Genomic DNA, 23,044 nt, shown 5'->3' on the forward strand with positions numbered 1-23,044 from the left:
TCGGCATCGCCAAGGCCTATACCACGCGCGTCGGCTCCGGCCCGTTCCCGACCGAGCTTGCCGATGCAACGGGCGAGCGGCTGGGCGTCACCGGCCGCGAGTTCGGGACGGTGACGGGCAGGAAGCGCCGCTGCGGCTGGTTCGACGCGGTGCTGGTGCGCCAGTCGGCGGCGGTATCGGGCATCACCGGCATCGCGCTGACGAAATTGGACGTGCTCGACGGCTTCGACGAGGTCCGCATCTGCACGGGTTATACGCTGCGGGGGGCCGAGCTCGACCACCTTCCCGCCCACGCCGCCGACCAGGCCGCGGTCGAACCCGTCTATGAGATGATGGAGGGCTGGCGCGAGACGACCGCCGGCGCGCGCAGCTGGGCGGAGCTTCCCGCTCAGGCGATCAAATACATCCGCCGCGTCGAGGAACTGATCCGCTGCCCGGTCGCGCTGGTCTCGACCAGCCCCGAGCGCGCGGACACCATCCTCGTCCGCGATCCCTTCGCGGACTGAATGGACCGGTCCGGCACCGCCGAACCGGTCCGATGCCGTCAGTTAGGCGTCGAGCCCATCGGCGAGGTCGTGCCCGTGGTCGAGCCGGTCGAGCTACCGCCCATCGTCGATCCCGGGACCGAACCGGCCGTCCCGGTCGTCGTGCCGGAACCGGTCCCCATCGTGCCCATGCCGTCCGAGGAGCCTCCCATCGTGCCGCTGCCGGACATGCCGCTGCCCGATCCCGATCCGGTCATGTCGCCGCCGCTGGTGCCCGAGCTCGAACCCGTGCTTCCGGTGGAGCCGCGTCGCGCGCCGCGCGAGCGGCTCCGGCTGCGCGTCGTGTTGCCGCTCGTGGTCGACGCACCCGTGCCGGTCTGCGCGCCCATGCCCGTCTGGCCGCCGGAGGAGGCCGACCCACTGGTCGTTCCGCCCATCGAACCGCTGCTCGTCGAGCCACTGGACCCGCCGGTCTGCGCGATGGCGCCGGTCGCCAACAGGGTCGAGGCCGCGAGTGTCAGAATTAGTTTCATGATCATTGCTCCAAGCTGAAGTTCGTTAAGTTCCAACAGCTTGTCTCCGCACCCGTTCCGTCAGCTCGCCCCGTTTCCGCCACATTGCGCCCTGTGGAGCATCATTTGGTCAGCCAGCACCAGCGCGACCATCGCCTCGATCACGGGCACCCCCCGAATGCCGACACACGGATCGTGGCGGCCTTTGGTGGCGATCACCGTGTCCACGCCTTCCCGCGTGATCGTGTCGACCGGGGTCAGGATCGAACTGGTCGGCTTGAACGCGGCGCGCAACCGGATCGGCTGCCCGGTCGCGATCCCGCCCGCGATCCCGCCCGCATGGTTGGCGAGGAACGCCGGCCCGTCCGCCCCGCCGCGCATCGGATCGGCGTTCGCCTCGCCCGTGGCGGCGGCCGCCGCGAAGCCGTCGCCGATCTCCACGCCCTTCACCGCGTTCACTCCCATGCACGCCGCCGCCAAGTCGGCGTCGAGCTTGGCGTAAATCGGCGCCCCCCAGCCCGCAGGCACGCCCGTCGCTTCGCAAGCCACCACGGCGCCCAGCGAGGAGCCCCGCCTGCGCGCCTCGTCGACCAGCCCCTCCCACCGCGCGGCGGCCCCGGCGTCGGGGCAGAAGAACGGGTTGCGGTCGATCTCGCCGTCGTCGAACGCTTGCCCGTCGATCGCATCGCCGCCGATCGCCTCCACCCAGGCCCGCACGCGCACGCCCGGGATCACCAACCGCGCCACCGCCCCCGCCGCGACCCGCGTCGCCGTCTCGCGCGCCGACGACCGCCCGCCGCCCCGGTGATCGCGAAACCCGTACTTCGCGTCGTAGGAATAGTCGGCGTGCCCAGGCCGATAGGCGAGCGCCACCTCCGAATAGTCCTTCGATCGCTGATCGACATTCTCGATCAGCAGGCTGATCGGCGTTCCCGTCGTCCGCCCCTCGAACACCCCCGACAGGATGCGCACCAGGTCGGGCTCGCGCCGCTGCGTCGTGAAGCGCGACGATCCCGGCCGCCTTTTGTCGAGCCAGGGTTGGATGTCGCTCTCGACCAGGGCGATCCCCGGCGGACACCCGTCCACCACCGCCCCGATCGCGGGCCCGTGGCTCTCGCCCCAGGTCGTGAAGCGGAATACGCGCCCGAAGCCGTTCCAGGACATCAGCCGTTCTCCGCCGACGAGGAAAGGTCAGGCAAGCGCGATGTCCGGGGCGTCCTCCGCCTTCATGCCGATGACGTTGTAGCCCGCGTCGACATGGTGGACCTCGCCCGTCACCCCGCTCGCCAGGTCGGACAGCAGATACAGGGCCGCGCCGCCCACATCCTCGATCGTGACGTTGCGGCGCATGGGCGAGTTCAACTCGTTCCATTTCAGGATGTAGCGGAAATCGCCGATCCCGCTCGCCGCCAGCGTCTTGATCGGCCCGGCCGAGATCGCGTTCACCCGGATCTTCTCCGGCCCCAGATCCATGGCGAGGTACTTGACGCTCGCCTCGAGCGCCGCCTTGGCGACACCCATCACGTTATAATGCGGCACCACCTTCTCCGCCCCGTAATAGGTCAGCGTCAGGAGCGCCCCGCCCTCCGGCATCATCGCCCGAGCGCGCCTGGCGACCGCGACGAAGCTGTAGGCCGACACGTTCATCGTCTGGAGGAAGTTGTCGAGGCTTGTATCGACGAACTTGCCGCGCAGCTCGTTCTTGTCGGAAAAGCCGATCGCATGAACTACAAAGTCGAGCGTCGGCCACTCTTCGCCGAGGGTGGCGAACGCCCGGTCGAGCGCCGCCATGACCGACACGTCGCAATCGACCAGCCGCGCTGTGCCCAGGCTTTCCGCCAAGGGGCGCACCCGCTTTTCCAAGGCCTCGCCCTGATATGAAAAGGCGAGTTCCGCGCCCGCCTCCGACAGCTTCTTCGCGATGCCCCACGCCAGCGACCGGTCGTTGGCGAGCCCCATGATCAGCCCGCGCTTGCCCGCCATCAATCCCGTCACCAAGCCTTAGCTCCTTCACGCCGCCGCGGCCTCGTCCTCCGCCGACCCGTTCCCTAGCGCCGGTTCGGGCGGTTCCGCCAGCGCCGCGTTCAGATGCGCGCCGAACACCAGCCCCAACCCGATCAGATAGAAGAAGGTCAGCAGCACTACCACGCCCGCCAGGCTGCCGTATGTCAGGTCGTATCCCCCCAGCTGCGCCAGCGCGAGAGGCAGCCCAACCGTCATCCCCACCCACCAGGCGGCGGTGAAGGCCGCGCCGGGCCAGACGGGGCAGCTGCGGTACTTGCCCGGCGTCACCGAGTAGAACAGTGCGAACAATGCCCCGAACATGACGAGCGCGGGCACCAGCCGCGACAGCCCGACCCACCCCGCCACGTCCTGAGCAAAGGGGAACAGGCGGTAGATGATCTGCTCGGCCGCGGTCATCAGCCCCTGGATCAGGAACGACAGGAGCGCCAGGATCACCGAGCCGACGATCACCAGCGAGGAACTGAGCCGCGTCTTCCAGAACGGCGCGGTGCTGACGTAACCATAAGCCTGGCGCACGATCTCGCGGATGGTCTCGATGAAGCTGCCCACCGTCCACAGCCCCACGAGCGCGCCCAACCACAAGAGCGACCCCGTGCGCGCCGCGATCACGTCGGCCAGCGGCTTGCGGAGCAGCTCGGCCGTGTCGGGCGGCAGCGTGCGCAGGAACGACATGACGGTGCGCTGAGTCTCGTCGTCCTGACCGAACAGCGCGAGGATCGCGGCGGCGACGATGAAGAAGGGAAAGATCGCGGTCAGCGCCAGATAGGCGAGGTTGCCCGCATGGATGAAGCCGACATTGTACACGCCGAGCAGCGAACGCTTGAGCACCTCCCACGCGCGCGCGCTCGGCTTCATGCGTTTGAGATACGCCCGGGTGCGCCCGTGGCGACGCGCGTGGTCGCGCGCTTCGGGGGTCAGGGCCGCGGTGTCGTCCATGCCAGGCGTCAGACGTCCATCGCGGCGCGCGGGTTCCCGCCCATGGCGCCCGCCCAATTCGCGACGAAGCCCTCCAGTTCGGCGTCGCCAGCGGGCAGGTCGACCATCAACGTGACCAACTGGTCGCCGCGCCCGCCACCCTTCTTGTGGAAACCCTTGCCCTTCAGCCGGAGCACCCGTCCCGAACTCGCGCCCTTGGGAACCGTCAGCATCACCGGCTTATCGACGGTGGGCGCGCGCACCTGACCGCCCAGCACCGCCTCCGCCAGCGTCACCGGCAGGTCGAGCCGCACGTCGTCGCCGTCGCGCATGAAGAAGCGGTGCGGCTGGACCTCGATCGTCACGATCGCGTCGCCGGCACCGCCCGGTCCCTCGTCGCCGCGCCCGGCCAGGCGCATCTGGGTGCCCGTCTCGACGCCGGCCGGCAGCTTCAGGTCGAGCGATTTCCCGCCCGAAAGCGTCACCCGCTGGACGGCGAGCGCGGCGGCATCGACGAAGGGCACGGCGAGCTTGTAGGCGACGTTCGCGCCTTTGGCCGCGGTCCGTCGTCCGCCGCCGAAGCCGCTCGCGAAGCCGCCCCCGCCGCCGGAGCGCGCGCCGCCGAACAGCCCCTCGAAGACGTCGCCCATCTCGGCGGTGTCGCCGCCGAACTCGAATCCCTGGGAGCGGAACCCGCCGCCGCCCGGACGCGACCCTCCCGAGCCCATGCCGAACGGCGAGGCGGGGTTGCCGTCGCCGTCGATCTCGCCCCGGTCGAAGCGCGCCCGCTTGTCCTTGTCGGTCAGAAGGTCATAGGCGGACGTCACCTGGCTGAACCGTTCGGACGCCTTGGGATTGTCCTTGTTGCGGTCGGGGTGAAGCTCCTTGGCGAGCTTGCGGTACGCCTTCTTGATCTCCGCCTCGTCGGCGCCGCGCGCCACGCCGAGCGTCGCATATGGATCGGCCATCGTTCCCCCAGGGGTGTATTACCCGCCTATGTAGGTCGTCTCCCACATCGCGCCACCGGGCCTAGCGCAATCGGAAATGAACGTCACCGTCCCTCCGCGCGTTAGCCGGTCGAAGAGGAACTCTGATCATGAGCGATAAGCAACCCAACCAGGCGATGCCCAGCAACGACGACAAGAAGGGTGCTCCCGACGGCGTCAGCACCGCGCCCAGCGGAAAGGACGCGGCCGGCGAAAGCGGCGGCGGCGGCTATCCCAACCCACAGACGGGCAAGAAGCCCGAAGGCGGCGGGTTCATGGGACATGGCGGGCAGACGAAGATCGCCTATCACGGCACGGGTCAGGGCGGCACTGACGAGGACGCGGACGTGGGCAATGTGAACGCGGTGACCAAGCAGGATTGACGTCGTTCGGTCCGAATTCCGTCATTCCAACGAAGGCTGGAAACTCGTGGTTCGAGGATGGCACCCTGTCGGAGGGCGACCCTAGCCTACGCCGGGGTGACGGGAAGGGGGCAAGATCGGCCGCAAGGGACTTAATTCCGCCGCCCCGTTCCGCTATGACGTGCGTGTGACCGAAGACCCCCATGCCTTGTTCGAAACCTGGTTCGCCGAGGCCAAGACGACCGAACCCAACGATCCCGACGCGGTCGCGCTCGCCACCGCCGACGCGGACGGCCGTCCCTCGGTGCGAATGGTGCTGCTGAAGGGTCACGACGAACGCGGCTTCGTGATCTACACCAACCAGGAAAGCCGCAAAGGGCGCGAGCTCGACGCGCGCGGCCGGGCGAGCCTGCTGTTCCACTGGAAGACGCTCCGCCGGCAGGTCCGCATCGAAGGCACGGTTTCGCGCGTGGCCGACGCCGAGTCGGACGCGTATTTCGCGACCCGCGGCCGCGATTCCCGGCTGGGAGCTTGGGCGTCCGACCAGTCCCGCGACCTCGACAGCCGGGAGATGTTCGAGACGCGCTTCGACGAGGTCGCGCGGCGGTTCGAGGGCGGGGACGTGCCGCGCCCGCCGCATTGGGGCGGCTACCGCGTCGCGCCCGAGCGGTTGGAGTTCTGGCGCGACCGCGAGCACCGCCTGCATGAACGACGCCTGTTCACGCCCGACGGTGCGGGCGGCTGGCGGGAAGGACTGCTGTTTCCATGACGCTCGACGAACGCCGCCGCGTCCTGCCGCTCGCGACCCGCGCCGCGCTCGCCAGCGTCGGCGTGGCAGGCTTCCTGCTGCTGCTGAAGGCCTATGCCTCTTGGTCGACCGGATCGGTCGCGATGCTCGGATCGCTCGCCGACACCGGGCTCGACCTGCTCGCCTCGCTCGTCACGCTCTACGGCGTTCGCCTCGCCGCGACGCCCGCCGACGACGATCATCGCTTCGGCCACGGCAAGGCGGAAGCGCTGGCGGCCTTGTTCCAGGTCGCGCTCATCTCGTTGTCCTCGGCCCTGATCGCCTGGCGCGCGATCGAGCGCTTTTCGCGACCCGTGACCGCCGCCGACGCGGGCTTCGGCATCCTCGTCTCGCTCGTCGCGATCGCGGTGACCTTCGGGTTGCTGTCCTACCAGCGCTCGATCGTCCGGCGGACGGGGTCGGTGGCCATCTACGCCGACAACGTTCATTACCAGTCGGACGTGCTGCTTAATTGCGCCGTCATCGCCGCGCTGGTGATCGAGCAATATGCCGGCGTGCGCGGAGCCGATCCCGTGTTCGGCATCGCCATCGCGCTGTGGCTCGCCTGGGGGGCGTTCAAGGCGTCGTCGAACGCGATCGACCAGCTGATGGACAAGGAATGGCCAGACGCGCAGCGCGCCGCCTTCCTCGACGTCGCCGCGCGCGAGCCGGGGCTGCGCGGCATCCACGATTTCCGCACCCGTCGCTCGGGCACGCATGATTTCGCGCAGTTCCACATGGAGGTCGATCCCCGCATCTCCGTCGCCGCCGCACACGACTTGGTCGAGGGCGTGGAGGCGAACCTGAAACGTGCCTTTCCCAAGGTGGAGGTGCTGATCCACCTCGATCCCGAGGGTCATGTCGATACCGACGATCCGCTCGTCGAGACCGACGTAACCCCACACTGGTTCGGCAAGCGGGTCTAGGGACGCGTGCGAATTCCCTTCACCCAGGTGGACGCGTTCGCGGATGCGGCGTTCGGCGGCAACCCGGCGGCGGTGATGCCACTGGCGGCGTGGCTCCCGGATGCCATGCTCCAGGCGATCGCGGCCGAGAACAATCTGTCGGAGACGGCGTTCCTGATCCCGGCCGACGGCGGGGAGGCTGACTTCGAACTCCGCTGGTTCACCCCCACGACCGAAGTGGACTTGTGCGGCCACGCCACGCTGGCGAGCGGCCACGTCGTGCTCCAGTCGGAGCCGGGGCGTGAACGCGTCACCTTCGCCACGCGCGAGGCGGGAATGTTGGAGGTCGCGCGCGACGGGCTGGGCTATGTCATGGCGCTGCCCGCCTACCCCGCCGAGCCCAAGCCGCTTCCCGCGATCCTCGCCGCGCTGGGGCTGGATCGGGCGGTCGCGACGCGATGGCATCCGAGCGCCTACGCGCTCGTGGTGTTGGACGACGAGGCCGCCGTCCGCGCTCTCCGTCCCGACTTCAGCGCACTGGCCCGGGAGGGCGACGTGCTCACCATCGTGACCGCGCCCGGGTCGGACACCGACGTGGTCTCCCGCGTGTTCGCCTGCGGGGCGGGGATCGACGAGGACCCGGTCACCGGTTCGGCGCACTGCGTGCTTACGCCTTACTGGGCCGAACGGCTCGGCCGCGACAGCTTCACCGCACGCCAGGCGAGCGCACGCGGGGGATGGCTGACCTGCCGCTTTGATGGTGACCGCGTGGTGCTTGGCGGGCGGTGCGTAACGGTGATCGAAGGCGTCTTCCTGCTTCCTTAACGCGGCGGCTTTCCCGCCTATTGCCCGTTTCACGAAGCACCTCGGTGTCCGCCACGTCGGGCACGCTTTCGGGCGCGACCATTTGAACGTGCGACGGCGAGGGGTGATTGACCGTGCACGGTCCGGAAGCCGGGAGCTCGATCGACCCGAATGCGCTCTTCGAGCTGCTCAAGACGGACCAGCGACGACTTCCGGGCGACGATCGCCCACCTGGCGATCGCATCCGGCGATACACTCCGCATTTCGGCACTTCCACAAGTCTCGGCGTTGAGCGGCGCCGGACAACGGACTAATCTGTTCGAGAGCGGCGAGAAAACGCTGTCCTACAAGAACCTTACCCTATTAGGGCGTACGTCGATCTTTCTCATCGCTGATCCGGCAGCTGCTATTCTTTCTTTCGCGCATCCACGCGCGCGCAACAATATAATAGCCCCACGACACGGAATTGCCTAACGGGCGTGAACTTCGTGAATTTCGAGCCCGGCTATTGGTCGGCACGAAACTCGGGGCGTCGCGTTATCCTGCATCATCGGCCATGGCGGCCGGGGTGAATAGGGGAGTTCCGGTTGAACGCAGACCACCAGCCGATCCGGCCCGGATCGCCGACCGCGCACGGCGTGACCGAAGTGCCGATGGCGAATGTGCCGGGCCTGACGGGATTGCTCGGCCTTGCGGTCGGAGTGGTCGTTATCGCCGGACTATATTTCGGGCGCGAGGTGCTGATCCCCATCACGCTCGCCATTCTGCTGTCGTTCGTGCTGTCGCCGGTGGTCGCGATGCTTCGTCGGTTACGGGTTCCGCGCGCGCCTGCGGTGCTGGTATCGGTCCTGTTCGCGCTCGGGGTGCTCGGCGGCATCGGGACGATGGTCGGCACGCAGGCCGCCAGCCTGGCGGACGACGCGCCCGCCTACGCCCGCACCATCGAGAGCAAGATCGCCCGGGCCCGCGCTTATGCGCTGGAGCGCGCCGCGATCTTCACCCGCCGCGACCGCGCGCCCGCCGCCGCGACCGCGCCTACTCCGGTCAGCGACGCCATCGCCTCGCGGGCGCGCGAACCGATCCCGGTGCGCGTCGTCGACGAGGAGCCCAACCCGCTCAAGATCGCGGGCGACGTGCTGTCACCGATACTGGGACCATTCGAGACTTTCATCATCGTCCTCGTCGTCGCGATATTCATCCTCCTGCAGAAGGACGACCTGCGCGACCGGATGATCCGGCTGTTCGGATCGTCCGACCTCCACCGCACGACGGCTGCGATGGACGACGCGGCCGATCGGTTAGGCCGATATTTCCTGTCGCAGTTGGCGGTGAACACCGCCTTTGGCGTCGTCGTCGGCATCGGGCTCTGGCTGATCGGCGTACCCGTTCCTGCCGTTTGGGGCATCCTGGCCGGGGTATTGCGCTTCGTGCCGTACATCGGCGCGGCGCTCGGCGCCGTGCTGCCGCTGATCGTGGCGGCCGGGGTCGATCCCGGCTGGACGATGCCGCTGCTGGTGATCACGCTGTTCGTCGTGGTCGAGCCGCTGGTCGGTTACGTCATCGAGCCCCTTCTATATGGCCACTCCACCGGACTCTCGCCCCTGTCCGTGATCCTGGCGGCGGTGTTCTGGACCTGGATCTGGGGGCCGGTCGGGCTAGTCCTCTCGATGCCGCTGACGCTTTGCCTCGTCGTGCTCGGCCGTCACGTCCCCTCGCTCGAGTTCATGGAGGTGCTGCTCGGCGATCGTCCAGCGCTTACCCCCGTCGAGAGCTTCTATCAGCGGATGCTGGCGCACGATCCCGAGGAGGCGCTTGATCAGGCCGAGGTTCAGCTCGTCGGCCGGACGCTCGTCGACTATTACGACGAGGTCGCGCTCGCGGGGCTGAGGCTCGCCGCCTTCGACGCCCGGCGCGGGGTCGTCGACCGGGAACGCGCGACACGGATCGTCGATTCGATGCTGGCGGTGATCTACGAGCTCGACGACCACGCGGCGGAAGGTGGGGAGCTTTCGCCCGAATGGCGCAGGCGCGGCGCGGTCACCTGTATCGCCGGGCGCGGCGTGCTCGACGACGCGGTGACCGCGATGATCGAACAGCTGCTTCGCCACCGCGGTTTTGGCATACGGCGGATCACCCACGCTGAAGTCACGCGCGACCGCATCGGCGTGCTCGACCTTACCGAGACGCGGCTGGTGTGCCTGTCGTATCTCGAGCTCGGCGGCACCCCCAGCCACCTGCGCTATCTTGTTCGTCGCTTGCGCCGCTCGGCCGGAGCGGCGCAAATCATGGTCGGGCTGTGGCCGGAAGGCGAGGCCGCGCTGACCGATAGTCAAATCCAGCATACACTCGGCGCCAATCTGTATGTCGGCTCGCTGCGCGCGGCGGTCGACGCCGCCGCGCGGATCGCGGGCGAATTGCCGTCGCAGGAAGGGTTGACCGCATGACCGACCGCCAAGGCCATGGCGCGACCAGTCCGTTCACCATGCCCGCCGGCGGTTGGTGGGCGGCGCTGAAGCGTACGCGCGCGGAGATGAACGACGACAATGTCGGGCTGATTGCGGCCGGCACCGCCTTTTACGCCTTCGCGTCGATCGTCCCCGTGCTGGCGGCGGTGGTGCTGAGCTACGGCCTGTTCGCCGACCAGGAAACGGTGGTCCGGAACATCAAGGGATTGTTCGGATCGCTGCCCCAGGACGCCGCCCGGTTAATCAGCGACCAGCTGCTCACCGTGGTCAGATCGGAGGGCGACAAGAAGGGCATCGGGCTCCTCATCGCACTTGCGCTGGCGCTCTATGGCGGGACCAAAGCGGCGGGTGCGATCGTGACCGCGCTCAACATCGCCTATGAAGAGAAGGAGACGCGTGGCTTCATCAAGCTCACGCTCCTCAACCTCGCCATCGTGGTGGGCGCGGTGCTGCTCATCTTCGGCGCGATCGCGGCGACAGGCGTGCTCGCATTCCTGGGCGGCCTGCTCCCGAACGCGCCGGAACCCGTTCTCGTGCTGATCCGGCTCGCGAGCTATGCGGTCATCGCCGCGCTCGCGGTGTCGGCGGGGGCGGGGCTTTATCGCTATGGCCCGAACCGGGCGAACGCCAAGTGGGCATGGCTGACGCCAGGATCGACGATCGCGACGGTGCTCTGGCTCATGGGTACGGCGCTGTTCGGCTTCTATGTCGCGAATTTCGGCAGCTACGGCGCGACCTACGGCGCGCTCGGCTCGGTAATCGTGCTGCTGACTTGGCTGTGGCTGACGGCCTATGTCTATCTGTTCGGCGCGGAGCTCAATTCGGAATTGGAACGTCAGACGGCCAGGGACACCACCACCGGCGCGGACCGCCCAATGGGCACGCGCGGCGCGGCGGCGGCGGATACGGTGGCCGGTGAGGATGGGGAGCCGATCCGGTTGTCGACGACCTCCGGGTCCGATGATCGGGCCCGCAGCGGGCCGGGCGTGGCGTCGACCGCTTTCGCGCTGCGCACCGCCACCCTCGTCACGGGCCGCAAGGCCGGGCTCGTCCCGACCCTGCTCACCGCCTTCGGCCTGTCGCGGCTCGGCCGGGGCACGACCGTCAGCGGCGCGGTGTTGGTCGCGGCGGGTGCCGCGCTCGCCTGGGCCCGCCGCGACAAGCCGAAGCCCAGGCTCAAGCGGAAGGCCGCGCCCGCAGGTCGTCCCTGATCTCTCGGAGCAGTGCGATGTCGGTCGGTTCGGCGGTGGCGAGGTCGGCAGCCTTGGCCTTTTCGCGTTCGAACACGCCGACCATCCGGTTCACGGTGCGCACCAGCATGAAGATGATGAAGGCCACGATCAGGAAATTGACCGCCTGCGTCAGGAACGCGCCGTAACCGAGCAGCGGCACCCCGGCTTTCTTGAGCGCGAGATAATCGGTCGACCCGGCGAGCTCCGCCGGCATGGGGCCGAGCGCGACGAAATAGGAGGAGAAATCAAGCCCGCCCAACACCCGCCCGATGAGCGGCATGATCACGTCCTCCGTCAACGACGTCACGATTCGCCCGAACGCCGCGCCGACGATCACCGCCACCGCCAGATCGAGCACGTTTCCGCGCGCGATGAACGCCTGGAATTCCTTAAGCATCGATCACCCCCTGTCGTTGTGAGATCGCTAAGATACGATTGTCCTTTCGCCAAGCCGTTTGGGCAATCTATATCGCTCGCGTCATTATACGGAGGACCGCATGCTTCGTGCTCTCGCCCCCATCGCCGCCTCCGTCCTGCTCGCCGGATGCGGGCTGAATAGCGTCCCCACGTCTGAGGAGAACGCCAAGGCGCGCTGGGCCGACGTGCAGGCCGCGTATCAGCGCCGCGCCGACCTGATTCCCAATCTGGTCGCCACCGTGCGCGGCGCGGCCAAGGCGGAGAACGAGACGCTGACCAACGTAATCAACGCCCGCGCCCGCGCCAACTCGGTGCAGCTGACCGGCGATGACCTTTCAAACCCCGCCAAGATGCAGCAGTTCGCCGCCGCGCAAGGGGCGCTCAGCCTGGCGGTGCGGCCGCTTCAGGAAGCCTATCCCGAGCTGCGCAGCCAAGCCAATTTCAGCACGCTGATGAGTCAGCTCGAAAGCTCGGAGAACCGCGTCGCGATCGCGGTGCGCGACTATAACGGCGCGGTGCAGGAGTATAATACGCGTATCCGGACCTTTCCCGACGCGATCGGCGCCAGGGTGATCCACGGCGCCAAGCCGCTCACGCCGTTCCAGGCGACCACACCAGGCGCCGAGCGCGCCCCGCAGGTGAATTTCGGCTGACGTGCCCCGTCCGCGCTTGATCCTCGCGCTGCTCCTGGCGGTCCTCGCCGGGGCGGCGCGAGCGCAGACTTTCCCCAAGTTCACGGGGCCGGTCGTCGATGCGGCGAACGTCCTGCCGCCCGTGGTAGAGGCGGACCTGACCGCCAAGCTCGAGGCGTTGCAGCGAGACACCAAGCGTCAGTTGGTGGTGACGACGATCGCGAATATGCAGGGCTATCCAATCGCCGATTACGGCTATCGGCTGGGCAGGGCCTGGGGCGTCGGGCTCGCTGACGTGAACAACGGCGCGATCCTGCTGATCGCGCCCAACGAGCCGTCTGGGCAGCGGGGACCGCGGATCGAGGTTGGGTATGGCCTGGAGCCCACCCTGACGGACGCACTGAGCAGTGTGATCATCAACGAACGGATGATGCCGAGGCTGAAGGGTGGCGACGTGCCCGGCGCGATGACAGCCGGCGCTGATGCGATCATCGCCCAGCTCCGCGCCGCGCCAGACGAGGCCAAGGCGCGTACCGATGCCGCGGTCGCCGAGTTCGACCGGACGCATGCTCGCCGAGCGCAACGAGACGGTGGAGGAGGCGTACCGGGATCGTTGATCTTCTGGGGCGTGATCCTAGCGTTCGTCGTCCTCCCGGTACTGCGCGGGCGGCGCGGCGGAGGGCGACGCTACCGAGGCGGCGGAAGCGATCTGCCAATCGCGCTGTGGGCGCTGAGCAGTCAGATGGGGCGCGGCGGGGGTGGCGGGTTCGGCGGCGGCGAGTCCGGCGGGGGCTGGGGCGGTGGCGGCTTCTCTGGCGGCGGCGGGGGTTCTTTCGGTGGCGGCGGAGCGTCGGGGAGTTGGTGATGCGCTTGGGCCAGGCCGATCAGGCAACCGTGAGCGCGGCGGTCGCGGCCGCAGAAGCGCGGACCAACGGCGAGATCGTGACCGTCGTCGCGCCCCGATCGGACGCGTATCACGACGTGGCGCTCCACTGGGCGGTGCTCGCGATACTGGGAATGCTCGCGTCCTTGGCGGCGTTCCCGCAGGTCGCCGAGCGAGGCTGGGCGTTGGTAGATCCGTGGGCGACGCGGTCGCCCACAGGCGGGCTGCTCGCGGTCGCGCTGGTGCTGGTCACCGCGACGTTCCTGCTCGCGCGGCTGTTGCTGGCATGGATGCCGCTTCGGCTCGCACTGACGCCGGGGAGCACCGAGGCGCGGCGGGTTCGACGGCGCGCGGTCGAGCTGTTCCGCGTCGCGGCGGAGCGGCGCACCAAAGCGAGGACGGGTGTGCTGCTCTATTTGTCGCTTGCCGAGCGTCGGGCGGAGATCGTTGCGGACGAGGCCATCCACTCCCGCGTCGCCCCCGAGGTCTGGGGCGAGGCGATGACGGCGCTTCTGATGGCCACGCGCGACGGGCGGCCGGGCGCGGGCATGGCGGCGGCCGTGGAGCGGATCGGCGCGGTGCTGGCTAAGCATTTTCCCCGAACGGAAGATGATTTGAACGAGCTATCCGATCGGCTGGTCGAGCTGTGAGCGAGCGCGTCTGGGAGGGCAGGTATCTAGCGGTCGAGGTCGACGGGACGTGGGAGTATGCGATCCGCGCGCGCGGGATCGAGGCGGCTGTTATCGTCGCGATCGATGATGGGCATATATTGCTGGTCGAGCAGTACCGCGTGCCAGTCGGCCGGCGCTGCATCGAGCTGCCCGCAGGCCTGATCGGCGACGAGGAGGCGGGCGAGGCGGTCGAGATTGCGGCAATCCGCGAGATGGAAGAGGAATGCGGCTATCGCGCCGAGCGGGCTCAGTCGCTGGGCCTGTTCCACTCCTCGCCGGGGATGACATCGGAAGCCTTCACCTTGGTGCGGGCGACGGGGTTGACCAGGGTCGGCGCGGGCGGCGGTGTGGAAAGCGAGAGCATCACCGTCCATCGCGTTCCGCTCGCCGGACTGCCGGCGTTCGTGGAGGGCAAGCGGCGCGAGGGATTGGCGGTCGACGCCAAGCTGCTGGTCGTGCTGGCGGCCGCGCTGTTGGGCCCCGGCGTTACTTGAAGTTGTCGGCGTAGCTCTGCAGCTGGAGCGGGCGGGGCGGGTCGGGCTGGACCTCGTAGGCGAGGCCCTGACGCTCGCAATAGGCGACCGCGGCCTCGGGCGAGTCGAACAATAGGCGGACCTGGTCGGGACGCGTGTCGCCCGTGCCGCCCGCCCAGCCGGTGAGCGGGTCGGCGCGCAAGGGGGTCTGGCGGTCGAAGATCAGCTGCCACGACTTGACGCGGCCGGTGCCGTGTTCGGCGCCGAGCTGGGGGCGTTTGGAGATGAGGGCGAGCGACATGGACCCGCCTTATCGCGGTCGACCGGCGCGTGCATCCGCATTCTTCGTGCGGAGCGTCGCGGGCGCGGCGGCGGGATCGTCGGGCCAGGGATGCCGGGGGTACCGGCCGCGCATCTCTCGGGCGACCGCGATCCAGCTGCCCGCCCAGAAACCGGGCAGGTTGCGCGTGGTCTGGATGGGGCGACCGCCGGGTGACAACAGGCTGAGGACCAGCGGGATGCGGTCGGTGCCGACGACCGGGTGGACGTTCAGGCCGAACAGCGTCTGGGGGCGGAGTTCGACGCGCGGACCGCCCTCGGCGAGCCAGTCGATCGGGTGGCGCGAGCCGGCGGGGCTGACGAAGTCGGGCGGGGCGAGCGCGTCGAGGCGGCGCTGGCCGTCCCAGCCGATGAGCATGCGGAGCGCGTCGGTGAGGGCGGCCGGGGGGATCTGGTCGAGGCACCGGTGCCCGGTCAGCAACGGCGCCAGCCATTCGTCGAGGCGGGCGAGGAGGGCGGCGTTGTCGAGCCCGATGTTGGCGAAGGTGCCGCGGGTGCGCAGTTCGGTGGCGGCCGCGGGCCAGGGGAGGAGGCGTATTCCTTGGATGCGCACGCCGTCGAGCAGGGCGGCCGTGACCGCCTTCGGATCGGCGGCGGAGTCGGGTTCGTTGCGCAGTCGTAACGAACCGAGCCGACATTGGCGGGTGGCTTGCACGGCCCCGGTCGCGGGGTCGAACCGGACCGTCCGATGGGTCTCGATGTTGTCGCCGAAGAGCGCCTCGACGGTGGTTTGTTCGATCATCGCGGCCGATAGGATGCGCGCGCCGGCGGCCGAGCCCGCCGTGTCGGCGACGGCGAGCCAGTCGGCGCGTGCGAGCGGGGAGGTCGGGTCGAGACGGAAGCCGCGGCCGCCGACCGAGGCCCAATGCTCGCCGACGGCGTCGCGGCGGCGGGCGACGCGGTCGGGATAGGCAAGGGCGATGCAGGTGCCGAGATCGAGGAGACCGCGCTTTGTACAGCCCCTCTCCCCGGCCCTCTCCCCGGAGGGGAGAGGGAGAAGGTGCGTCCATCGCTCGGCGAGCTTGCGCGCGGCTTGGGCCTTGGGCGCGCGGTCGGCGCGCCAGCGACGCAGGCGAACCTCGAGGTCGGGGTCGGGGCCGCCGAGACCGCGTTCGGCGAGCAGGACGGCGGTCTGGGCGGCGATGTCGGCAAGGCCCAGTTCGGCGGCGCGCAGGAGCATGTGGGCGAGGCGCGGCGGCATGGGGAGGGCGGTGATGGCGCGGCCGTGCGGAGTGGGGCGGGCGTCCTCGCCTAGCGCCCCGAGCGTGGCGAGGCGCGCGCGGGCCTCCGCGACGGCGGCGGCGGGGGGCGGATCGAGCCAGCGGAGGTCGCGCGGGTCGGCGACGCCCCAGATCGCGGCGGCGAGGGTGAGGGCGGACAGGTCGGCCTCGAGGACCTCCGGAGGATCGAAGCGGGGCAAGCCGGCGGTCGCGGCCTCTTCCCACAGGCGGTAGGCGACGCCGGGACCCTGGCGCGCGGCGCGGCCGGCGCGCTGGACGGCGGCGGCCTGGCTGGCGCGCTCGGTGACGAGGCGGGTCATGCCGGCGGCGCGGTCGTAGCGCGGGCGGCGGGCGAGGCCGGAATCGACCACGACGCGGATGCCGTCGAGCGTCAGGCTGGTCTCCGCGATCGAGGTGGCGAGGACGAGCTTGCGACGACCTTCAGGCTCGGGCGCGATCGCGGCGCGCTGGGCGGCGGGGTCGAGCTGGCCGTGGAGGCGGTGGAGGGCGATGCGGTCGGGAAGGCCGGACAGGCGCTCGGCCACGCGCTCGATCTCGGCGACGCCGGGGAGGAAGGCGAGGATGCCGCCCTCGGTCTCGGACAAGGCGCGGCGGATCGCGCTCGCGACCGAGTCCTCGATGCGGAGCTCGGCCGCGCGGCCGATATGGCGGAGGTCGAGCTGGTAGCTGCGGCCCTCGCTCTCGACCACGGGTGCGCCGTTCGAGTCTGGCCCCATCAGCGCGGAGAAGCGCGCGCCGTCGAGGGTGGCGGACATGGCGACGAGACGCAGGTCGGGGCGGAAGCCGCCTTGCGCGTCGAGCGCGAGCGCGAGGCCGAAATCGCCGTCGAGGCCGCGTTCGTGGACCTCGTCGAACAGCACGGCCGACACGCCCGCGAGTTCGGGATCGGCCTGGATGCGGCCCACGAACACGCCCTCGGTCAGGACGGTGACGCGGGTCGCGGCCGAGCGTTTGGAGTCGAGGCGGGTGGCGTAGCCGAAGGTGCGACCGACGGGCTCACCCGCGAGCGCCGCCATGCGCTCGGCGGCGGCGCGGGCGGCGAGGCGGCGGGGGGAAAGGAGGAGGACCTCGCCGGTACACCAGGGTTCGGCGAGGAGCGCGGGGGCGATGGCGGTGGTCTTGCCCGCGCCAGGCGGGGCGACGACGACGGCGTTGGGGCGCTCGCGGAGGACGGCGAGGAGGTCGGGTAGGACCCGTTCGATCGGCAGGGGCGGGATCATGGGCGGCGTAAGTTCACTAAGTTCATCCCAACGACGTCCCAACTATTTGCGAGTGAATAGCAATAGCGGGATCGTTCGCGGGCATCTTAGGCCCTTGTCAGAGTCGGGGCTTGTGGGACAGCCTCTCCGGCATCCAGACGGCCGGGAGTATTCGATTGGGCGCGCATCACGATCATCATGGGCACGGTCAAGGGCCGGCGAATTACGACCGGGCCTTCGCGGTCGGGATCGGGCTCAATATCGCCTATGTCGTGGCCGAGGTGGGGGCGGGGCTGTGGACGGGATCGGTCGCGCTGCTGGCGGATGCGGGACACAACCTGTCGGACGTGCTGGGGCTGGCGGTCGCCTGGGGCGGCGCGGCGCTGGCGCGGCGGCCCGCGACCGGGCGCTACACCTATGGTTGGAAGGGGGCGACGATCCTGGCGGCGCTCGCCAATTCGATCCTGCTGCTCGTGGCGCTGGGGGCGGTGATGCTGGAGGCGGCGCGGCGGCTGGCGGCGCCCGCGCCGGTGATGGGCGGGGTGGTGGCGGGCGTGGCGGCGGTCGGCATCCTGGTAAACGGCGCGACCGCGATGCTGTTCGCGCGCGGACGGCATGGCGATGTCAACATCCGGGGCGCGTTCCTGCATATGGCGGCCGACGCGGCGGTGTCGGCGGGGGTGGTGGTCGCGGGGCTGGTCATCTGGCGGACGGGGGCGGTGTGGATCGACCCGCTGTCGAGCATGGTCATCGCCGCCCTGATCGTGTGGCGGACCTGGGGATTGCTGCGCGAGACGACCGAGATGGCGTTGCAGGCGGTGCCGCGCGGGATCGATCCGGAGGCGGTGCGGACGGCGCTGGGGACGATGACGGGGGTCAGCCACGTGCACGACCTGCATATCTGGCCGATGTCGACGACCGAGCCGGTGCTGACCGCGCATCTGGTGATGCCGGGCGGGTGGCCGGGCGACCGCTTCCTGGTGGAGGCGCGGCGGATGCTGCACGACCGGTTCGGGATCGGCCATGCGACGTTGCAGGTCGAGGTGGGGCAGGTGGAAGCAGGCGTGTGCGGGGACGAACGATGCTGACGAGCGAGAGAAGCTATCCAGACCGGATACCCCGCTGCTAGGTCGACGGAATGGCTGATCCGGTAATCATGACCGCCAATGAGCGGTGGAAGTCGCTTTCACGCACCTGCTTTCAGCTCGGAGCCGTTCTACTATCGGCGGCCGTCGTGGAAACATACAACGATGGGGCGCTGTCGTTGGAGACCGGGGGCTGGTTCCTGGGATCGTGCGCGCTTATCTTGGCCGGATGAAAAGTGCTGGCCCTTCTCGAATCGGAGAGCTGAAATGACCACGGGTGGGGCACTCGGCACGGTGATCGCGTTCACCGTCGCCCTGCTCGCTTGGCTTCTCGCGCTCTATGAACATCGCAAGGTCCAGGCATATAAGGTCAGAAGGGATGCGGCTCGGCTTCCGGCGGAGTAGAAGGGGGTCACATGCCGGTCGAGGAGGTCGAAATGGCGAGCTAGTCCGGTGATCCCGTCCGGTGTGCGCGCGTCAAGAGGACGCCCAAGCCGATCTGTCATACAATCAGGCCCGAAGAGATCGTTGATCGGCTGTATGCCGACCATCCTATCGATATGGCTCGCCTAGCTGGATGATCGGTGGAATCTGGCAACGGCCGAACAGGCCGCAGCGATGGTGATACGAGCCCGTCGTCAGGATGACGGTACTATCGGGCTCAGTAAGCCCGGCTGACCGCGAATTCCACCGCTTCGACCATCGCGTCCTTCGCGCGTCCCCCGCCGAACCCTCCAATCGCGTCGATCGCGCGCTGGCCGTAATGGCGGGCGCGGGCGACGGTATCGTCGACGGCGCGGGAGCGGCGGACCAGGACGATCGCATGGGCGAAGTCGTCGTCCGACGCGCGGCGGCCTTCGACGGCGTCCTTCCAGAAGCGACGTTCGTCGGCATTCCCGCGCGCGTGGGCGAGGATGACGGGGAGGGTCATCTTGCCCTCGCGGAAATCGTCGCCCGCGTCCTTCCCCATCGTGCCGGCGTCGGAGATGTAGTCGATCGCGTCGTCGACGAGCTGAAACGCGATGCCGAGATTGCGGCCGTAAGCGTCGAGCGCGCGTTCCTCCGCCTCCGGGCGCTCGGCGACGACGGCGGCGATGCGGCAGGCGGCGGCGAAGAGCGCGGCGGTCTTGGCGCCGATGATGTCGAGATAGCGGTCCTCGCCGATGTCGATGCGCCTCGCGGCGGTGAGCTGGTTGACCTCGCCCTCCGCGATCACGGCCGACGCGTTGGACAGGATCTTGAGGACGGTCAGGCTGCCGTCCTCCACCATCAGCTCGAACGAGCGGGAGAAGAGGAAGTCGCCGACGAGCACGCTGGCGGGATTGCCCCAGATGATGTTGGCGGTGCGCTTGCCCCGGCGCAGGTCCGATCCGTCGACGACGTCGTCATGGAGGAGCGTGGCGGTGTGGATGAACTCGACCGCCGCAGCCAGGCGGTGGTGGCGGGTGCCGGTATAGCCGATCAGGCGCGCCGAGCTGAGCGTCAGCATGGGGCGCATCCGCTTGCCGCCGCCCGCGATCAGGTGGCCGGCGAGTTCGGGGATCAACGGGATCTCCGACTGCATGCGGCCGAGGATGACGGTGTTGACCGCGTTCATGTCGCCCTGGACGAGCGACATCAGCGGATCGAGCGAGGGTTGGCCTGCGCGGAGGCGGTGTACGGCGGCGGTCATGGCGTGCCCGCGATGTGGCGGGGAGGCGGAGGGAACGCAACCCTTGCGCGGCGCATCCGTGCGGGCTCTAAACGCATGTGTACGGGAGGACGTGGGATGAGCGACGAGGTGTTGCGCGGTTATCGCCGGAGCATCGACAATATCGACGCGGCGCTGGTCCACCTGCTCGCCGAGCGGTTCAAGGTGACGCAGGCGGTGGGGCGGCACAAGCACGAGGCGGGGCTGGCGCCCGCCGATCCGGGGCGGGAAGAGGCGCAGATCGCGCGGCTCCGGCGGCTGGCGGAGGAGGCGGAACTGGACCCGGCGTTCTCGGAGGCGTTCCTCCGGTTCATCATCGAGGAGGTGATCCGGCATCACGAGCGGATGCGGGGGTGACTGCTCCCTCTCCCCGCTTGCGGGGAGAGGGTTGGGGAGAGGGGCTGTACCGGGCGCGACCGGCCGTGCCCTGTACAGCCCCTCTCCCGCCTTCGCTTCGCTCGGCACCCTCTCCCCAGGAGGGAGAGGGAGAAGGGGTCACACCATCCGTTCGGCCGCGAGCCGCTCCAGGATCGAGAGGGGCATCGCGCCTTCCTTGATGAGGGCGTGGAAGCGTTTCTCGTCGAAGCGCGCGCCCATCGCGCGTTCCGCGTTCTTGCGGGCGCGGGTCCAGGCCATGTGGCCGACCTTGTAGGAACAGGCCTGGCCGGGCTGGGTGCAATAGCGTTCGACCTCGCGCTGCGAGCGGGGTTGGGCGAAACCGGTGGTGGCGACCATGTACGCCGTCGCCTGTTCGCGGCTCCAGCGCTTGGTGTGGATGCCGGTATCGACGACGAGCCGCGCGGCGCGGAACAGGAAGCTCTGGAGATAGCCGGCGCGCTCGAGCGGCGTCTTGTACGCGCCCAGTTCGTCCGCGACCTCCTCGGCATACAGCGCCCACCCCTCGGTGTAGGCGCCGAAGAAGCCGACCTTGCGGAGCGTCGGGATGTCCTTGGACAGCTGCGAGGTCGAGATCTGGAGGTGATGGCCCGGATCGCCCTCGTGATAGGTGAGCGCGGGGAGGCTATATTTGGGCCAGTCGCCCGTGTCCTTGAGGTTGATATAGTAGATGGCGGGGCGCGAACCGTCGAGCGCGGCGCGGCGATAATAGCCGTTGGAGGCACCGTCCTGGATTTCGACGGGTACCGCGCGGATCTCGAGCGGTTGGTTCGGGAGTTCGGAAAAGGCGCGGGGTAGGCGGGTGCCCATGTCGCGCACGCCCGCGTTCAGCGAGGCGATGAGCGCGGCGCGGCCCTCGGCGGTGTTGGGGTACAGCTGGTCGGGGCGCTTGTTGAGTTGGGCAAGGCGCTCGCCGACGGTGCCCTGGGTCAAGCCCTCGGCGCGTAGGATCGTGTCAAGCTCGGCGCTGATCTGGGCGACTTGTTCGAGGCCCATCCGGTGGACCTGGTCGGGGGTGAAATCGGTGGTGGTCGCCTGGCGGAGCGCGGCGGCGTAGATCGCGTCGCCGCGGGGGACGCGCCAGACGCCATCGCCTCCTTGCGTCTTGGCCTTTAATTCACGGACGAGCCCGATCTGGCGGTCGAGCGCGGGGTGGATCCGGGTCTCGACGATGCGCGTCGCCCGGCCGGTCCAGTCGCCGGGGATGTTCTTCGCGGTCGCGCGACGGGCGAGCGAGGCGACCATGTTGCTGTCGCGGGCGGGAGCGCCGCGCAGCTTGGCGAGCTGGCCGAGCGTCAGGTCAAGCGACCAGGCGGGGGCGACATAGCCGCGCGCGGCGTCAGCGCGCTGCACCTCGGCGTCCTGATCGAGGACGCGCGCGAACTGGTCGAGGCGCGACAGGTAGGCCTCCGCGTCGGCGGCGGTCTCGACGACGTGCGTGTCGTTGAGGAAGTCGGGGGTGCTGAAATACGCGCCGCCCTGCTGGAAGATGCGGTAGGGGCGGATCACCGAGTCCAGGCCGAACTCGCCGGTGGCGGTGGTGCCGTTGCGGAGCGAGTAGAGGACGATCTCGCGGTTGAGCGCCGCGGCCGGGGTCAGGCCGGCGGTGGGGAAGCGGTCGAGCTCGCCGAGCCAGCGGCGGGTGCGGGCGAGGTCGGAGGCCCGCTCGGCAAGCGACGCGTCGTCGAGGCGGCTCTTGAGCCCCGCGCGCGCGCCCTTGTCGAGGCCCAGGCCGGTCGCGAATTCGGGGCTTTGGTCGACGGTGTCGTCGAAGATGCGGTCGAACAGCGCGTTCAAGCGGGCGTCGGGGCTTCCCTGCGCGAGGAGGTCGGCGGGGGCGAGCGCGCCGCCGATCGCGGCGGCGGTTCCGGCCAGGACGAAGGTGCGACGGTCCATGGGTAAGCTCTCCGTTCTGTTACGGGAGGGCTTGTTCCATGTCGGACGGGGTCGACGCAACCGGGTCAGGCGGCGACCGCTATGCCGCGACCAGGTCGCTCGCGGTGGCGTCGGCGAGACTGGTGCCGTCGAGGATGCGCGCGGTCTCGTCGCGGACGCGCATCATGGCGACCCGGATCGCGCAGTCGGCCTCCGACTTGCAGTCGAGGCAGCGGCGGTACGCGGTGCGGCTGACGCAGGGGACGAGCGCGAGCGGGCCCTCGATCACGCGGATGACCTCGCCCATCGAGATGAGGTGCGACGGCTTGGCGAGGCGGTAGCCGCCCATCTTGCCGCGCGTGCTCAGCAGGAAACCCGCCCCGCGCAGGTCGGCGAGGATCAGCTCCAGGAACTTGCGCGGGACGGTCGCGCCGATCGCGATCCGCGTCATCGCCACGGGCGCGCAACCGACGGGCTGTTCGGCGAGGAACAGCATGGCGCGAAGGGCGTAGCGGGAACGCTGGGTCAACATGGGAGCCCGTCTACCCCTCCAACATGGCAGGGAAAAGGCGGCGATTGCGCGGGGAGCGGGGCTGGCCTATATCCCGGTCGCCGGGTTCGCCCGGCTATGGCGATAAAATGCGGCGTGAAATAGATGCAGCGGA

25 protein-coding genes are annotated in these 23,044 nt (G+C 69.3%); 15 read left to right on the forward strand and 10 right to left on the reverse strand.

The window, feature by feature from the left end:
• Together ACFE71_RS09880 and ACFE71_RS09885 are read left to right on the forward strand one after the other, a co-directional pair.
• Positions 1 to 506: adenylosuccinate synthetase (locus ACFE71_RS09880; RefSeq protein WP_375428620.1), on the forward strand; the 506-nt coding region annotated here is incomplete at its 5' end.
• Complete coding sequence (locus ACFE71_RS09885) at positions 507 to 1,037, forward strand: hypothetical protein (protein ID WP_375428621.1); 531 nt, start codon at positions 507 to 509, stop codon at positions 1,035 to 1,037.
• A 41-nt stretch (positions 1,038 to 1,078) separates the two neighbouring features.
• Here the strand turns inward: ACFE71_RS09885 and aroC are convergent, their stop codons facing one another.
• Genes aroC through ACFE71_RS09905 form a run of 4 tightly spaced genes read right to left on the reverse strand, consistent with a single transcriptional unit; the run spans position 1,079 to position 4,905 of the window.
• Positions 1,079 to 2,161: a chorismate synthase gene (aroC, locus tag ACFE71_RS09890; RefSeq protein ID WP_375428622.1), complete on the reverse strand. Its 1,083-nt coding sequence runs from the start codon at positions 2,159 to 2,161 to the stop codon at positions 1,079 to 1,081.
• A 27-nt stretch (positions 2,162 to 2,188) separates the two neighbouring features.
• Positions 2,189 to 2,992 (reverse strand): enoyl-ACP reductase FabI, encoded by an 804-nt coding sequence (gene fabI, locus ACFE71_RS09895; RefSeq protein ID WP_375428644.1) that lies wholly within the window; start codon positions 2,990 to 2,992, stop codon positions 2,189 to 2,191.
• Between the two features lie 15 nt (positions 2,993 to 3,007).
• The gene (locus tag ACFE71_RS09900; RefSeq protein WP_375428623.1) at positions 3,008 to 3,958 is read right to left on the reverse strand and encodes a YihY/virulence factor BrkB family protein; all 951 of its coding nucleotides are present in this window, start codon (positions 3,956 to 3,958) and stop codon (positions 3,008 to 3,010) included.
• An 8-nt stretch (positions 3,959 to 3,966) separates the two neighbouring features.
• A complete protein-coding gene (locus ACFE71_RS09905) occupies positions 3,967 to 4,905 on the reverse strand; it encodes a DnaJ C-terminal domain-containing protein (protein ID WP_375428624.1) in 939 nt (312 codons plus the stop codon).
• Between the two features lie 128 nt (positions 4,906 to 5,033).
• Here ACFE71_RS09905 and ACFE71_RS09910 point away from each other — a divergent pair, with 128 nt between their 5' ends.
• From ACFE71_RS09910 to ACFE71_RS09935, 6 genes are all read left to right on the forward strand, one after another.
• A complete protein-coding gene (locus ACFE71_RS09910) occupies positions 5,034 to 5,306 on the forward strand; it encodes a hypothetical protein (protein ID WP_375428625.1) in 273 nt (90 codons plus the stop codon).
• Between the two features lie 166 nt (positions 5,307 to 5,472).
• Positions 5,473 to 6,054 carry a pyridoxamine 5'-phosphate oxidase gene (gene pdxH / locus ACFE71_RS09915; protein ID WP_375428626.1) on the forward strand — a complete coding sequence of 194 codons (582 nt, stop codon included), beginning with the start codon at positions 5,473 to 5,475 and terminating at the stop codon, positions 6,052 to 6,054.
• The gene (locus tag ACFE71_RS09920; RefSeq protein ID WP_375428627.1) at positions 6,051 to 6,998 is read left to right on the forward strand and encodes a cation diffusion facilitator family transporter; all 948 of its coding nucleotides are present in this window, start codon (positions 6,051 to 6,053) and stop codon (positions 6,996 to 6,998) included. The genes pdxH and ACFE71_RS09920 overlap by 4 nt, the downstream gene beginning before the upstream one ends.
• A gap of 6 nt (positions 6,999 to 7,004) precedes the next feature.
• Positions 7,005 to 7,802 (forward strand): PhzF family phenazine biosynthesis protein, encoded by a 798-nt coding sequence (locus tag ACFE71_RS09925; protein WP_375428628.1) that lies wholly within the window; start codon positions 7,005 to 7,007, stop codon positions 7,800 to 7,802.
• 566 nt (positions 7,803 to 8,368) lie between these two features.
• A complete protein-coding gene (locus tag ACFE71_RS09930; RefSeq protein ID WP_375428629.1) occupies positions 8,369 to 10,225 on the forward strand; it encodes an AI-2E family transporter in 1,857 nt (618 codons plus the stop codon).
• Positions 10,222 to 11,457, forward strand: a complete 1,236-nt coding sequence (locus tag ACFE71_RS09935) for a YihY/virulence factor BrkB family protein (protein WP_375428630.1) — start codon at positions 10,222 to 10,224, stop codon at positions 11,455 to 11,457. The genes ACFE71_RS09930 and ACFE71_RS09935 overlap by 4 nt, the downstream gene beginning before the upstream one ends.
• Here the strand turns inward: ACFE71_RS09935 and mscL are convergent.
• Entirely contained in the window at positions 11,423 to 11,875 is a 453-nt protein-coding gene (gene mscL, locus ACFE71_RS09940) for a large conductance mechanosensitive channel protein MscL (RefSeq protein WP_375428631.1), read from the reverse strand. The genes ACFE71_RS09935 and mscL overlap by 35 nt on opposite strands.
• 100 nt (positions 11,876 to 11,975) lie before the next feature.
• On the opposite strand from mscL, the gene ACFE71_RS09945 reads away from it, so the two are divergent.
• Genes ACFE71_RS09945 through ACFE71_RS09960 form a run of 4 tightly spaced genes read left to right on the forward strand, consistent with a single transcriptional unit; the run spans position 11,976 to position 14,575 of the window.
• The gene (locus tag ACFE71_RS09945) at positions 11,976 to 12,548 is read left to right on the forward strand and encodes a LemA family protein (RefSeq protein ID WP_375428632.1); all 573 of its coding nucleotides are present in this window, start codon (positions 11,976 to 11,978) and stop codon (positions 12,546 to 12,548) included.
• 1 nt (position 12,549) lies between these two features.
• Complete coding sequence (locus ACFE71_RS09950; RefSeq protein WP_375428633.1) at positions 12,550 to 13,392, forward strand: TPM domain-containing protein; 843 nt, start codon at positions 12,550 to 12,552, stop codon at positions 13,390 to 13,392.
• A complete protein-coding gene (locus ACFE71_RS09955; protein ID WP_375428634.1) occupies positions 13,392 to 14,060 on the forward strand; it encodes a TPM domain-containing protein in 669 nt (222 codons plus the stop codon). The genes ACFE71_RS09950 and ACFE71_RS09955 overlap by 1 nt, the downstream gene beginning before the upstream one ends.
• Positions 14,057 to 14,575: an NUDIX hydrolase gene (locus tag ACFE71_RS09960; RefSeq protein ID WP_375428635.1), complete on the forward strand. Its 519-nt coding sequence runs from the start codon at positions 14,057 to 14,059 to the stop codon at positions 14,573 to 14,575. The genes ACFE71_RS09955 and ACFE71_RS09960 overlap by 4 nt, the downstream gene beginning before the upstream one ends.
• Here ACFE71_RS09960 and ACFE71_RS09965 read toward each other — a convergent pair.
• Both ACFE71_RS09965 and hrpB read right to left on the reverse strand, forming a co-directional pair.
• A complete protein-coding gene (locus ACFE71_RS09965) occupies positions 14,568 to 14,855 on the reverse strand; it encodes an NADH dehydrogenase ubiquinone Fe-S protein 4 (RefSeq protein WP_375428636.1) in 288 nt (95 codons plus the stop codon). The genes ACFE71_RS09960 and ACFE71_RS09965 overlap by 8 nt on opposite strands.
• 9 nt (positions 14,856 to 14,864) lie before the next feature.
• On the reverse strand, positions 14,865 to 17,354 hold the full coding sequence (hrpB, locus tag ACFE71_RS09970; protein ID WP_375428637.1) for an ATP-dependent helicase HrpB: 2,490 nt from the start codon (positions 17,352 to 17,354) through the stop codon (positions 14,865 to 14,867).
• 110 nt (positions 17,355 to 17,464) lie between these two features.
• Between hrpB and ACFE71_RS09975 the strand changes: the two genes are divergently transcribed.
• Together ACFE71_RS09975 and ACFE71_RS09980 are read left to right on the forward strand one after the other, a co-directional pair.
• Entirely contained in the window at positions 17,465 to 18,421 is a 957-nt protein-coding gene (locus ACFE71_RS09975) for a cation diffusion facilitator family transporter (RefSeq protein ID WP_375428638.1), read from the forward strand.
• 264 nt (positions 18,422 to 18,685) lie between these two features.
• On the forward strand, positions 18,686 to 18,823 hold the full coding sequence (locus ACFE71_RS09980) for a hypothetical protein (protein WP_375428639.1): 138 nt from the start codon (positions 18,686 to 18,688) through the stop codon (positions 18,821 to 18,823).
• Between the two features lie 256 nt (positions 18,824 to 19,079).
• Here ACFE71_RS09980 and ACFE71_RS09985 read toward each other — a convergent pair whose 3' ends face one another.
• A complete protein-coding gene (locus ACFE71_RS09985) occupies positions 19,080 to 20,090 on the reverse strand; it encodes a polyprenyl synthetase family protein (protein ID WP_375428640.1) in 1,011 nt (336 codons plus the stop codon).
• A gap of 96 nt (positions 20,091 to 20,186) precedes the next feature.
• Between ACFE71_RS09985 and ACFE71_RS09990 the strand changes: the two genes are divergently transcribed.
• Positions 20,187 to 20,465, forward strand: coding sequence for a chorismate mutase (locus tag ACFE71_RS09990; RefSeq protein ID WP_375428641.1), 279 nt, complete (start codon positions 20,187 to 20,189; stop codon positions 20,463 to 20,465).
• A gap of 138 nt (positions 20,466 to 20,603) precedes the next feature.
• On the opposite strand, the gene ACFE71_RS09995 is transcribed toward ACFE71_RS09990, so the two are convergent.
• Positions 20,604 to 22,400, reverse strand: coding sequence for a DUF885 family protein (locus ACFE71_RS09995; protein ID WP_375428642.1), 1,797 nt, complete (start codon positions 22,398 to 22,400; stop codon positions 20,604 to 20,606).
• A 79-nt stretch (positions 22,401 to 22,479) separates the two neighbouring features.
• Positions 22,480 to 22,911 (reverse strand): RrF2 family transcriptional regulator, encoded by a 432-nt coding sequence (locus ACFE71_RS10000; RefSeq protein WP_375428643.1) that lies wholly within the window; start codon positions 22,909 to 22,911, stop codon positions 22,480 to 22,482.
• Positions 22,912 to 23,044: the final 133 nt, after the last annotated feature.

Source organism: uncultured Sphingomonas sp. (genome assembly GCF_964237155.1).
Taxonomy (GTDB): Bacteria; Pseudomonadota; Alphaproteobacteria; order Sphingomonadales; family Sphingomonadaceae; genus Sphingomonas.